Source organism: Nocardia coffeae, from assembly GCF_019890715.1.
Lineage (GTDB): Bacteria > Actinomycetota > Actinomycetes > Mycobacteriales > Mycobacteriaceae > Nocardia > Nocardia jiangxiensis.
Window position 1 is genome coordinate 102,359 of sequence record NZ_JAINZY010000006.1, and the last position, 13,025, is coordinate 115,383.

General features: G+C 67.7%; 10 protein-coding genes. 4 read left to right on the top strand and 6 right to left on the bottom strand.

Going from position 1 to position 13,025, the window contains the following annotated elements:
* Positions 1-25 precede the first annotated feature (25 nt).
* On the top strand, positions 26-1,852 hold the full coding sequence (locus K7711_RS22505; RefSeq protein ID WP_222971429.1) for an NAD(P)/FAD-dependent oxidoreductase: 1,827 nt from the start codon (positions 26-28) through the stop codon (positions 1,850-1,852).
* Positions 1,853-1,898: 46 nt separating this feature from the next.
* On the opposite strand, the gene K7711_RS22510 is transcribed toward K7711_RS22505, so the two are convergent.
* The 3 genes from K7711_RS22510 to K7711_RS22520 form a co-directional block, all read right to left on the bottom strand.
* The gene (locus K7711_RS22510) at positions 1,899-3,008 is read right to left on the bottom strand and encodes a glycosyltransferase (RefSeq protein WP_222971430.1); all 1,110 of its coding nucleotides are present in this window, start codon (positions 3,006-3,008) and stop codon (positions 1,899-1,901) included.
* 219 nt (positions 3,009-3,227) lie between these two features.
* The gene (locus tag K7711_RS22515; RefSeq protein ID WP_222971431.1) at positions 3,228-5,549 is read right to left on the bottom strand and encodes an FdhF/YdeP family oxidoreductase; all 2,322 of its coding nucleotides are present in this window, start codon (positions 5,547-5,549) and stop codon (positions 3,228-3,230) included.
* Between the two features lie 13 nt (positions 5,550-5,562).
* On the bottom strand, positions 5,563-6,408 hold the full coding sequence (locus tag K7711_RS22520) for an AraC family transcriptional regulator (RefSeq protein WP_222971432.1): 846 nt from the start codon (positions 6,406-6,408) through the stop codon (positions 5,563-5,565).
* 226 nt (positions 6,409-6,634) lie between these two features.
* Here K7711_RS22520 and K7711_RS22525 point away from each other — a divergent pair, with 226 nt between their 5' ends.
* Positions 6,635-7,300 carry a hypothetical protein gene (locus K7711_RS22525; protein WP_222971433.1) on the top strand — a complete coding sequence of 222 codons (666 nt, stop codon included), beginning with the start codon at positions 6,635-6,637 and terminating at the stop codon, positions 7,298-7,300.
* 126 nt (positions 7,301-7,426) lie between these two features.
* Positions 7,427-8,263 (top strand): SDR family oxidoreductase, encoded by an 837-nt coding sequence (locus tag K7711_RS22530; protein ID WP_222971434.1) that lies wholly within the window; start codon positions 7,427-7,429, stop codon positions 8,261-8,263.
* Here K7711_RS22530 and K7711_RS22535 read toward each other — a convergent pair.
* Positions 8,254-9,579 carry a phthiocerol/phthiodiolone dimycocerosyl transferase family protein gene (locus K7711_RS22535; protein ID WP_222971435.1) on the bottom strand — a complete coding sequence of 442 codons (1,326 nt, stop codon included), beginning with the start codon at positions 9,577-9,579 and terminating at the stop codon, positions 8,254-8,256. The genes K7711_RS22530 and K7711_RS22535 overlap by 10 nt on opposite strands.
* A 53-nt stretch (positions 9,580-9,632) precedes the next feature.
* Between K7711_RS22535 and K7711_RS22540 the strand changes: the two genes are divergently transcribed.
* Positions 9,633-9,887: an acyl carrier protein gene (locus K7711_RS22540; protein ID WP_222971436.1), complete on the top strand. Its 255-nt coding sequence runs from the start codon at positions 9,633-9,635 to the stop codon at positions 9,885-9,887.
* Here K7711_RS22540 and K7711_RS22545 read toward each other — a convergent pair.
* Together K7711_RS22545 and menD are read right to left on the bottom strand one after the other, a co-directional pair.
* A complete protein-coding gene (locus tag K7711_RS22545) occupies positions 9,875-11,350 on the bottom strand; it encodes a class I adenylate-forming enzyme family protein (protein WP_222971437.1) in 1,476 nt (491 codons plus the stop codon). The genes K7711_RS22540 and K7711_RS22545 overlap by 13 nt on opposite strands.
* Positions 11,351-11,365: 15 nt before the next feature.
* The gene (gene menD / locus K7711_RS22550; protein WP_222971438.1) at positions 11,366-13,009 is read right to left on the bottom strand and encodes a 2-succinyl-5-enolpyruvyl-6-hydroxy-3-cyclohexene-1-carboxylic-acid synthase; all 1,644 of its coding nucleotides are present in this window, start codon (positions 13,007-13,009) and stop codon (positions 11,366-11,368) included.
* Between the last annotated feature and the right edge of the window lie 16 nt (positions 13,010-13,025).

A 13,025-nucleotide genomic window follows, 5' to 3' on the forward strand; every position in this document is an offset into this window, starting at 1 on the left:
CAGATCTACGCGGAAGGAGTATCCGATGACCCGGACACTGGAACCAGCACATACGAGCCCGGACGGGGCGGGTCCGCAGCAGCGGGTGCACACGTGGCTGCGGGAGTTCGAATCGGCTCTTGCCGCGCGTGATGCCGAGCGGGCCGCCGGTCTGTTCGCGGTGGACGGTTTCTGGCGCGATCTGGTGGCGTTCACCTGGAACATCACCACGCTCGAGGGTCGTGAGGGGATCGTCGAGATGCTCCGCGTCCGCCTCGAGGATGCCGATCCGCGAGGATTCCACACGACCGAGCCCGCGACCGAAGCGGACGGGGTGATCACGGCCTGGATCGGCTTCGAGACCGCGGTCGGTCGCGTGACCGGTCATCTGCGGCTCACCGACGCGGGCGCGTGGACGCTGCTGACCAGTTTGCGGGAGTTGAAGGGACTCGAGGAGAACAAGGGCTCGCGTCGGCCCAAAGGCGCTGAGCACGGGGCGAATCGGAACAGAGTCACCTGGTCCGAACAGCGCGAGATCGAGGAGCGTGAACTCGGCCGTTCCCGGCAGCCGTACGTGGTCGTCGTCGGCGGCGGGCAGGGCGGGATCGCGCTGGGTGCGCGGTTGCGGCAGTTGGGTGTGCCGGCACTGGTGATCGACAAGCACGACCGTCCGGGCGATCAGTGGCGCGGGCGGTACAAGTCGCTGTGCCTGCACGACCCGGTCTGGTACGACCACCTGCCCTACCTGCCGTTTCCGGAGAACTGGCCGGTTTTCACGCCGAAGGACAAGGTCGGCGACTGGCTCGAGATGTACACCCGGGTGATGGAGATCCCGTACTGGTCGAAGACCACCTGCACGTCCGCGTCCTACGACGAGCAGACGGGGGAGTGGACGGTGCACGTCGAGCGTGACGGGGAGCCGGTCGTGCTCCGTCCGCGGCAACTCGTGCTCGCCACCGGGATGTCCGGCAAGCCGAGTATCCCGGACTTACCCGGTATGGACCTGTTCCGCGGCGAGCAGCACCACTCCAGTCGGCACCCGGGGCCGGACGCGTATGCGGGCAAGCGCGCGGTCGTCATCGGCTCCAACAATTCCGCGCACGACATCTGCGCCGCGCTCTGGGAATCCGGCGCCGAGGTGACGATGGTGCAGCGGTCCTCGACCCACATCGTGCGCTCGGATTCGCTGATGGACATCGGGATGGGTGATCTGTACTCGGAGCGGGCGGTGGCGGCCGGCATCACCACCGACAAGGCGGACCTGATCTTCGCCTCGATGCCGTACCGGATCATGCACCAGTTCCAGATCCCGGTGTACGACGCGATCCGCGAGCGCGACGCCGACTTCTACGCGCGGCTCGAGCGAGCCGGATTCCAATTGGACTGGGGCGAGGACGGTTCCGGCCTGTTCATGAAGTACCTGCGCCGCGGATCGGGCTACTACATCGATGTCGGCGCGGCCGATCTGGTGGCGAACGGCGATATCGCACTCGCGCACGGGCAGGTACGCGAATTGACCGAGGATGCCGTCGTGCTCGACGACGGGACCGAACTGCCTGCCGATCTGGTCGTCTACGCCACCGGATACGGATCGATGAACGGCTGGGCGGCGGATCTGATCGGGCAGGAGGTAGCCGACAAGGTCGGCAAGTGCTGGGGATACGGGTCGGGCACCGCGAAGGATCCGGGCCCGCACGAGGGCGAACTCCGCAACATGTGGAAGCCGACCCAGCAGGACGGGCTGTGGTTCCACGGCGGCAATCTGCATCAGTCCCGGCACTATTCGCTGTATCTCGGGTTGCAGCTCAAAGCGCGCTACGAGGGCATCCCCACGCCGGTCTACGGCCTGCAGGAAGTGCACCACCCGAGCTGACCGGTTCCGGGCGACGGCCGGGTCCGTATGACCCGGCCTGCCCCCTTCACGCGCGGGTGACGTCGTGGGCGGCGAGGAGGCGGTCCGCGGTGTCCTCGACGGTGGGCATCGCGGCGATCTCGGCGGCCACCGCCCGAGCCGAGCTGGTCATGTCTGCCTCGGTGATCAGTGTATCGAGATGTGCCGCAGTGATTTTGGATGCCGGGACCGACAGGCCCGCGCCGCGGTTCTCGACCGATTCCGCGTTCCAGCGACGGTCCCCGGGCGCGGGTGTGGCCAGTTGCGGGATGCCCGCGCGCAGGGCGGCGAGCACCGAGCCGGCGCCGCCGTGGTTGACCATCGCGGTGCAGGTGGGCAGGGCACGGTGCAAGGCGATCCAGCCGACGGTGTGGACGTTGCCGGGCAGGCGTGCGGAGCGCGCGATGGCACGGTTCGGGCGGACGATGACGATGTCCGCGTCCACCTGCGGGGCGGCGCGCAGCACGGCGCGCAGCATGGCGTCGGGCCCGTCGCCGAGCATGGTGCTGCGAGTCACGACGATGCGCGGCCGCACCGGCGGGTCGTGGAACACCGGGGGGACCGGCGCGCCCGATGGCGCATACGGGGTGTACCGCAGAGGCCAACCGGGCACCGCCACGATACTGGGCGGGGCGAGCGACAGGGTCGTCGCCGCGTCGGGCTCGTCCCGACCACACAGCAGCCGCAACAGCTCTCGGCGGATCAGCGTGCCGTTGTCGAGGGCGATGTTGTGCAACACGGTCGGGACACCGATCCGGGCCGCCGCGATCGCCGCTGCGGCGGCGAAGGGTTCGTGGACGACCAGATCGGGTTGGAACCGTTCGGCGGTTCTGGTGAGAGGGGCGATCATCGGTTTGTTGGTCACCGCGAAGACATGGGCGCCGCCCCGGGGGTCGGCCCTGCCGGTCATCGATCGCACCGCCAGGACCGGATGCAGGCCCAGCCCCCGCACTACCGCCTGCACATTTCCGATGCCGGGCGCGATATCGACCGCATCGATATCGTCGGCGACCGCGGCGACTGCCGCTCCGCCGCTGGCCACCAGCACCTCATGTCCCCGATCGCGAAGGCATCGTGCCAGCGGCATCATCGGGAACAGATGCCCGATCAACGGTGTCGCGGCGAACAGGATCCTCACGACGCCCGGCCTCGGTCGGGCCCGCCGGTAGCCCAGACCCGTCCGATCTCGACGTTGCAGGGGCCACCATCCGACACGACCACAGTCTTCACGGTGTCGATACTGCCGCGCCGGTAGCCCGGTTGCATGGAATCATGCACCTCGGCCGTCCGGTACTTCGCCGCCGAGTCGATGAATTCCTCGGCCGCGTCGCGGGTTTCGGTGTCTACACGAGTCGCGTCACTGGGAGCGTTCGATGGTGACCTTCAGGTTCTTCATGATCGGCTGGTCGCTCTGCGTGCTGTAGTCGCCGATCGCGCACAGGACGTTGAGTTCGGGCATGTAACCGGCGGCGCAGCCGCGCGGGATGTCGTAGGGAATCGCCTTGTAGCGCTGCACCGATCGGGTGCTTCGGTCCCGGGCGAAGCTGGTGATGTCGACCTCGTCGAACAGTTCCAGGCCGCGATCGCGCATGTCGTGCTCGTTCATGAACACCAGGGTGCGCAGTTTCTGCACGCCTCGGTAGCGGTCGTTGTCGGAGTAGATGGTGGTGTTCCACTGGTCGTGCGAGCGCATGGTGGTCAGCGTCAGCGTGCCCGGTTCCGTGGTGAGGTCGGGCAGGTCGGCGGCGGAGAATTCGGCCTTGCCGGACGGGGTGAGGAAGACCAGTTCGCGGGCGGGCTGCTTGATCCGGAAGCCGAGCGGCAGCCGCACACGGCGGTTGAAATCCTCGAAGCCGTCCAGAACTTCGGCCATGGTGTCGCGGATCCGGTCGTAGTCCTCGACGTAGTGGTCCCACGGTGTCCCGCTGTGCGGCAGTGCGGCCCTCGCGATACCGGCGATGATGGCGGGCTCGGACCGAAGCTGTTGGGAGGCAGGCTTTTTCATGCCCTTGGACAGATGCACCATCGCCATCGAATCCTCGACGGAGGTCTGCTGCAGGCCGCCGCGCTGTTCGTCGCGCTCGGTGCGGCCCAGACAGGGCAGGATCAGTGCCTGCCTGCCGTGCACCAGGTGGCTGCGGTTGAGCTTCGTGCTGACCTGGACGGTGAGTTCGCACCGCCGCAGCGCGTCGAAGGTGTAGGCGGTGTCGGGGGCGGCGAGCGCGAAATTGCCGCCCATGCCCACGAAGACCCGCACATCGCCGCGATGCATGGCCTCGATGGTGGCCACGGTGTCGAGCCCGTGCGCGCGCGGCGGATCGATCCCGCACACCGTGGCGAGCCGGTCCAGGAACGCCGCGGTGGGGCGGTGATCAATCCCGCAGGTGCGGTTGCCCTGCACGTTGCTGTGTCCGCGCACGGGGGAGGGGCCGGCGCCCTCGCGGCCCAGATTGCCGCGCAACAGCAGCAGATTCACGATCTCACGGACCGTGTCGACCCCGTGCTCGTGCTGGGTGACGCCCAGGCACCAGCTGATGATCGACCGGTCGGCGTCGCAGTAGATCCGCGCTGCCTTGCGGATCTCGGCCTCGCTCAGCGCGGACTGTTGCTCGATCTGCGTCCACGGCGTCGCCGCCACCTTCGCGCGGTAGGTATCGAAGCCGGTGGTGTGGCGCTCGATGAACTCGCGGTCCAGCGCCTTCGGGTCGGTGTGCGCCTCCTCGAGCACGGCCTTGGCGATGCCGCGCAGGACCGCGAAGTCGCCGCCGATGCGGGTTTGCAGGTTCATCGTGCCGATGGGCGTGGCTCGGAAGGTCGCCATCCGGGCGAATTCGTGCGGGATGATGGTGCGCCGCGAACCGGCCTCGATCAGCGGGTTGATGTGCACGATCTGTGCGCCCCGCCGGTCGGCCTCGGCCAGTGCGGTGAGCATGCGCGGGGCGTTGGAGGCGGCATTGACGCCCATGATGAACAGCGCGTCGGTGGTCTCCCAATCCTCCAGGTCACAGGTGCCTTTGCCGGTGCCCAGGGATGCTTGCAGTGCGCGTCCGCTGGCCTCGTGACACATGTTGGAGCAGTCGGGCAGATTGTTGGTGCCCAGTTCGCGGGCGAGCAACTGGTACAGGAAGGTGGCCTCGTTGCCGAGGCGTCCCGAGGTGTAGAACGAGGCCCGGTCGGGATCGTCGAGTTCGCGCAGTGCCCGCCCGACGACCTCGAACGCCTGGCTCCAGGTGATCGGGACATAGCGGTCGCTGTCCGCGTCGTAGCGCATCGGCTCGGTGAGCCGGCCCTGGTTCTCCAGGTCGTGATCGCTCCAGCCGGACAGTTCGGTCACGGTGTGCGCGGCGAAGAACTCGGCCCCGACGCGCTTGTGGGTCATCTCCCAGGTGACGTGCTTGATCCCGTTCTCGCAGATGTCCAGATGGATGCCCTTGATCGAGTCGGGCCAGGCGCATCCCGGGCAGTCGAACCCGCCGTTCTCGTGATTCATCTTCAGGATGGCCAGCGGGCCCAGCAGCGGCTCGTGTTCCTGGCCGATCATGAACTCGGTGACCGACCTGGCCGCACCCCACCCGGCGGCGGGATGGTCGTAGGGCCGGAACTTCGGCGCCGCCGTGGCGTCCTTCGCGCCGCTGGGCCCGGAATCCGCGCCGGGCCGGTTGGTGAAATCGATGGCCATCGCAGATCCCTTACTAGGCGAACGCCGGGCCGCGCAGGGTTTGCTCGGGCGGGCAGCCGTAGTGGAGTTCGTAGACGGTGGGGAACAGGCTCGGCTGGAATCCCCACGCGGTGGCGATCGCGTCCACCGTTGTTTCTCCGGGCCGGTAGAACTCGAGATCGGCGTGCGTCCCCGCCAGCCTGATTCGTGCCACGTCCGCGGCCAGCGGCATCCCGCGGTGCCGGATCCAGCACTCCTGCAGTGCGCGCACACTCAACCCGGCTTCGGCTGCGAGTCCGGAGACGGTCAGTTGCTCGCCGGGGAACGCCTCGAGATAGTCCAAGCACCTGTGGATCACGTGCGGACCCCAATTCGGCACGGTGGCGGCCAGCGCTTCCCGGTCCGGATGGTCCAGCGACAACAACAGTCGCACGAGTAACTCCTGCTCGATAGCGGGTCGTCCGATCAGCGGCACATCGGCCTCGTCCGCGGCGATCCGCCGGACGGTCGACAGCCACGTTCGGTCGGGCACCTGGGGCGCCTCCGCCGGATGGACAGGGTGTCGGACCGTTCGGCCCAGCAGTGCCTCGAGCATGTCGGACAACGCGCGCTGACCGACCTCGACGGCCACGACCCGCCCTCGATCCGGTGAATCGACGAAGGCGTCGACCGACGGCTCGACGACAACGGCACGACCGGGCAGGACCTCCACCTCGTGCCGGCGATCGACCACCCGCATCATCCGCCCCACCGGGATCTCGACCAGATATCCGTGCTCGTCCGGCGTGTGCATGTGCATGCCGGTCACCGAGGATGTCAGCTCGACCCGGACGGGGCCTCGCGTGACCTCGCGTGTACGTGGAATCGCTTGTTGCTTCATGAGCACTCCGCAGCTATCGAAGCCCCCGCAACAAGAGGGTAGCTTGAAATTCGCTGCGATGCGGGAAACTTCGCGAACCGGGTGACCTGGCATACCGTCCGGCCGAGATGCGACGCGAAATATGCACTCGCATAACGCAATACCGCGCTGACTCGATCGACCCCGCTTCCCGGGAGCGGGGAACCTCACCCCTCGGGTTCAGGTCCGTCCTGGCTAGGCTTCCGCGATGAACACGCCGCAGGCCGACAGCCTTCCCGGTCGACGAGAGAAGCGAGGACTCCGGTCACGGCTCGCCTGGCGATTGTTTCTCGCCTGCACGGTTGCGTGTTGCGCGGGCCTGCTCATACATTCCAGCGACCCGGCCGGTGCCGAATCGGTGCTGTGGACGTTGTTCTCGATCGTCGCGGCGGTTGTGTTCTTCTACGGGATGGTGGGTTACCTGAGCCGGGTGGTCGTGTCCCGGCGGCTTCGGGTGCCGGAACTCGGTCCCCTGCTCGCGCCTGCGCTGGTGGTGGCGTGCACGGCGGCGGCATGGAGCGTGGACCTGCCGATCATCGTGCGCTGGCAGTTCTCGGAGCGGGCCTTCGGTGATGCCGCGCGGCAGGTGCGCAACGGTGTCGATCCGCGGACGTTCGAAGGTCACCGGCTCGGTCTCTACCGCGTCGACGATACGGACCACCCGACCTCGAGCATCTACCGCGACGCCACTGGTATCTATTTCGCGACCGGCCCCGCGGCGGGCCAATGCGCGAACAGGTCCGGGTTCGCCCAGGTCACCGGCGACCATCCCGCGGATGGCGCATTGCATCATCTCGGCGGTGACTGGTATTGGTTCTGCTTCGACAGCAGCGGAGAGAAAACAATCGTGCCGGACCATCCCATCGGAGGGTGAGGTTACGCAGACCCGCTTCCACCACCCGGCGCACACTGCCGAATGGGACTGCGCCACCATCGAATCCGACCTCGACGCCGTCTGCGCGCTTCTGCTCGACGGCCTGCCTCAGAAGGAGAACCTCTCGTGACCACTCTTGTGACCGGTGCTCGTGGCTTCGTCGGCAGCGGTGTCCTGACTCGGCTGCTGGAGGCGGGCGAACCCGTCCGAGCGTCCAGTCGCAACCCCGAGCCCGGCGAGTTCCCCGACGGCGTCCAGGTCGTCCGCGCCGACCTGACCGATCCCTCCACCCTGCCCGCAGCCCTGGCGGGCGTGACGAAGGTATTCCTCTACGCCCACCCGGACACGGCCGTGGAGTTCGCCGCCGCGGCGGTCGCGGCGGGCGTGCAGCACGTGACGCTGCTGTCCTCCGGCACGGTCCTGCAGCCGAATGCGGAGCGGAACCCGATCGCGGTCCGCCATATGACCGTGGAGAAAGCTCTGGTGGACTCCGGCCTGCCGCACACCTTCGTGCGTCCGGGGTACTTCGCCACCAATTCGCTGCGGTGGACCTCCATCCGCACCGAACGGGTGTTCCGGACGGCCTTCCCCGAGGCGACCACCTCGCCGGTGCACGAGCGGGACATCTCCGATGTGGCCGCGCACGCGCTGCTCCACGAGGCCGGTACGTCCGCCTCCCACTCGGTCCTGGGCCCCGGCCCGATCACCCAGCGCGACCAGATCGCCGCGATCGCGGACGCGCTCGGCGAACCCGTGCAGCTCGAACAGGTCGACGTCGAGACCTACCGCGCCGAGCTGCTCGCCGAGCTGCCGCCGTTCCTGGCGGACATGTTCATCCAGTTCCGAGGCGTCGTGCCGAACCCGTCGCCGGAGATCGCCGTCGACTCGGTCCCGGATCTACTGGGCCGTCCCGCTCTGTCGTTCGCCGAGTGGGCCCGAGACCACGCGGCCGACTACCGCTGACATTCGAGCCGGGCCACCGCGTTGTCGGTGAGCCACCGTGCCTCCTCGTCGCCCATCGCGGTGGTCGCGTATCCGACGCTCAGGTCGAGGCTGCCGAGCCGCTCGTTGGCGATCACGAACAGCGACGGGCCGAACATGTCGAGCGAAACGGCCCGGGTGACGTCCTCGAGCGTGTAGGGGCCGTAGCTGGTCCGGAGGCCGGACTCGCCCGCTGTGGTGACGGCAAGTCCGTCGAGGCGCCGGTGGTTGCGCAGCGTCGGGCCGATTTCGCGCCGATACACCTCGCCATCCGGGAACTTCATGATGGCGGCGGACTCCCAGTCCTTGGCCAGCGTGGCGATCAGTTTGAACGAGACGTCGCGGGCGGTTGCCCAGAAGTCGTCGGTGATCGGGTGCTCGGTACGCAGGATGTCGACGTAGCAACCGTAGGTCTCGGGCGGCAGCGTGAGTGTGCTGAGGCGACGGAGGTCGACCGTGGTCAACAGGGTCATGACGTCGAGCCGGTACCGCTCGCGGATCGCCAGCAGGAAGGCGGCGGTCACCGCACCGTGCAGCGTTGTTCTGTTGGCCTTGATGGCATCCGCGAGCGTTGCGGTCGCGCTGGGCCCGAGGTGACGCTCCAGTACGCGCGTCTCCTTCTTCCGACCGCGGATCTTCTGCTTGGGTAGCCGGATGGCCGGCGTATAGGTGCTCTTCTCGCGACCGCCGGACTTCTTGCCACTCGCGGGTTTGCTGGGCAGACCGGCTTCGATCGGTGGGGGCAGGGCGGTGTGGAGCGACGAGTTGTGTTGCGCCACGGCCGGATCGGCGAGGAATTCCAGAAGCCGGCGAGCGAGCATGTTGGCGGACTGGGCATCGAGCGTCGCATGATCGGCGCAGACGACGATGTGGTTGATCTCGGCATCGGGCGATTGCCGCACCAGCGTCGTCCGCAGGCGCGGATGGGTGCCCTTCCGGATCGGTGTGTGCATGTCGGCGGCGAGAACCTTGCGCCAAGCGTCCGGGTCGGGGTCGTCGACCACCCGCACCGGGATTTCCGGTGTGCCCTCGGTGTCGAACCAGCGCCGGCGGTAGGCGAAGGGCGGCAGCGGGCGCCAGACGATCTTGCCGTAGCGGATATGAGCGCGAAGGATGGGGTGCTGGGTCTGTAGCCAGGCGAGCGCGCGCCGCACCTGCGCCGGATCGAGGCGGCCGCGCACGTGCAGCACCTGCAGGGTGATCAGTCCCCGACGCGCATGCAAATGGTTGAGCAGTTGTTCTCGTTCGCCCAGTGGGCGCGTTTCGCCCAAACCGTCCTCCCATGTTTCGAACGCCATTTCAGGTCGCGATGAAATTGGTTATCATGCTGACGACATAAAGGACTCGAGCGATGGATGATATCGAACAACCGATTGTCGATTATATCTCCGCCATGATGGCCGAGGCCGGCGGAGGGCCGGTGGATCGCGAGACCCCTTTGCTGGAGATCGGTCTGCTGGACTCGATCAGTCTGGTAAAGCTGGTGCATTTCCTCCAGGAACGATTCAAGATCAGTATCCCTGATACGGAGATACGGGCGGAGCTGTTCGAATCGCCCGCGAAACTGGCGGCCTATGTCTCGCAGCGAGCGACTCAGCCCGCCTGAAGCTCCCGCAGCCGCGCGCGCAGCACCTTGCCGGCCGCGCTGCGCGGCAATGCGTCGATGAATGCGATCTCGGCCGGGACCTTCTGAACCGACAGCCTTTCGCGCGCATAGCGGATCAACTCGTCGGCCGACACGTCCGCCCCTCTGACGACGAACGCGATCAGGCGATTACCGTTGCGCGGGTCCGGGTCCGGCAGACCCGCCACTGCGGCTTCGGCGACGGCGGGCAAGGTCATGAGCGTCTCCTCCACCTCGATGGGGTCGATCTTGTAGCCGGACACCTCGATCAGCAGCTTGCTGCGGCCGTGGATGAAGATGCGGCCTTCGTCATCGAGCGAGGCGAGATCGCCGGTCCGGAACCAGCCGTCGTCGAACGCCTCGGCGTTGGCCGCGGCATCGCCGAGATAGCCCCGCATGAGCGAGGACGATCGCAGTTCCATTTCGCCGACGGACGGGCCGAATTCGGTGTCGAACGGAACGATGCGGACTTCGGCGTCGCCCGCCGGTTTGCCCACCGAAGCCCAGCTCGCGTCGAGGTCGGCGGAGTCATTGTGCGAGAACATACTGGCCTCGGTCGAGCCGTAATCCTGACGAATTGTGATACCGAGGCGCTCGCGCACCACTTCCAAGGCGGACCGCTTCAGTGCGACGCCGCCCGAGAAGGCCAAGCGCAGCCCGAGATCGAAATTGCCGGGTTGACCGGCGATGATTTCGTACATTGCCGGAACGGCGCCCATAACGGTCACCCGCTCGCGGACCATGGCGTCGAGCAGTTTCCCGCGCGAAAGCGCCAGCGGGAGGGGATCGCTCCAATAGAGCGCCGTCGCACCCCCGGCGACGGCTTGGATAGCGCCCAGCAGGAAGCCCATCGAGAAGCTGCCCGGCAGCATGTCCAGGACGATGTCGTCGGGCTGAATCTCCCAGGCCGTGCTGGCGCGTTCACCATCGGCGATGAGTTCGGCGTGGGTGTGTGGCACCACTTTGGGCAACCCGGTCGAGCCGGATGAGAACAGGTAGAGCGCGGTCGTGTCGCCTGGCAGTTTCGGCAGTGGGGTGGTCGCAGTTGCTTCGGGCAGGGCGTTCGTCAGGAACGATGGAATGCCGGGGGCCGCATCCGCGATGAGCGTCTCGGCAACGGCGGCACGGTCGGGAGTCGAGATGACGGCCTTGGGCGCGGTTTTCTGCGCGAGGATGGCAAGTTCGGATCGTGTGGCCGTCTCGCTCAGCGGCATCGCGATGGCGCCGATGGCGAACAGCGCGTGGGCTGTTGCGAAAAGGTCGGGTGAGTTCGGAATCAGCAAGGCAACGGGATCGCCGCGCTCGATGCCACGTTCGGTGAGGCCGCCGGCGAGTCGGCCGATCCGCTCGACCACAGCGGCGTAGGGGGTGAATGCTCCGCCCTGCCGCAATCCGCTGGTGATCGGTGCTCGAGCTGTCAACGTGAGCAGATTGTCGTAGATCATCGTCACTCCCTCGAATCAGGCCGTGATCTTGGCCCGCACCGTCGCGTGCAGTTCGCGCAGGCGCGACCGCTCGGTGATCACCTCGAGCACCCGCGTGCCGTGTGCATGCCCGGCCAACTCGACGGCCAGCTGATCCGGATCGACCTGGCGGTGCGGAATGCGGTAGGCGGCGCACAGCGCGGCCAGATCGATGCCGTGCGGGGTGCCGAACACCCGCTCGAACGCTCCGGCATACTTCGGTTCCCCCTGTTCGAGCAGCTCGAAGATGCCGCCGCCATCGTCGTTGGCGACCACGATGGTCAGATCGGCCGGGTGGGGTTCGCCGGGCCCGATCAGCAGGCCGGACACGTCGTGCAGGAAGGTCAGATCACCCAGCAGCGCGACGGTGCGGCCGTGGTGATGCAGCGCCGCGCCGACAGCCGTGGACACGGTGCCGTCGATGCCCGCGACACCGCGGTTGGACAGCACGGTGACACCCGGCTGCGGGTACGACACCAGGGCTGCGTCGCGCACCGGATTGGACGCGCCGAGCAGCAGTTGGTCGCCCTCGCGCAGCGAGTCCATCACCGTCGCCGCCACGTGCAGTCCGGTCGGCTTCGGTTGCTCGGCGAGTTCGGCCCGGACCACCCCGATCGCTCTCGCGTCGAGTTCACGGCACCGCACCAGCCACTCCGGGTCCGGTTCGCCTCTGACGATCGCCCGAGTGCCGGTGCCGACCACATTGCCGGAGACATCGGGCCAGCGCGGCCCGGTGGTGACCACGTAGACGATCACATTCGGATCGGCCAGCGTTTTCGCCACCGGACGGTGCAGGGTCGGACGGCCGGTGATGATGGCCTGGCGCGGCTTCAGCAGCGGCAACGCCAACGGGTGCAGTGCGGGGCCGTGCATGGGGGCCGTGGGTTCGGCGACGGTCGGCAGCTCGGACAGTTCCGGCCGGAGTCCGGCGCCGTGGCCCGAGATGACGACCGTGTCGGGGGTCAGGTCGATGTCGAGTGGCACGTCGAGCGTGGCGTACTGGGTGCGCGTCCAGGCCCGTCCGCCCTCGCGTCCCTCGGGCGCGCGCTCGCCGGGGGCGAGGTCGGGCACCAACGGATCGGGCAGCGGGATGTCGAAGTACACCGGGCCCGCGTTGCCGGAACGGGCGCCGCGGGCCGCGGCGAGTACCCGGCAGACCGTCGAGCGCCACAGGCTGTTCCGGCGCTCGTAGGACGCATAGTCCTCGGAGGTGGACTCTCCGTCGGCGAGGCCGAGCCTGATACTGGTGCGGACCTGAATGCCGAGCAGACCGAGCTGCTCCACGGTGTGGTTGGCGCCGGAGCCGAGCAGCTCGTAAGGCCGATCCGCGCTGACCACCACCAGCGGCACCCGTGCGTAGCTGGCCTCCATCACCGCGGGACCGAGGTTGGCCACCGCGGTCCCCGAGGTCATCACGACCGGCACCGGTCGTCGGCTGGCCACCGCCAGTCCGACCGCGAGGAAGCCCGCGGTCCGTTCATCGATGCGCATGTGCATCCGTAGCCGGCCCGCCGCATCCGCTGCCCGCACAGCAAAGTTCAACGGCGCGTGTCGTGTGCCGGGACACAGCACAACGTCCCGGACACCCCCACGTGCGAATTCGTCGACGACCACGTAGGCCTGCGCTGCGGACGGATCCACAAATCAAGCCTCTCAG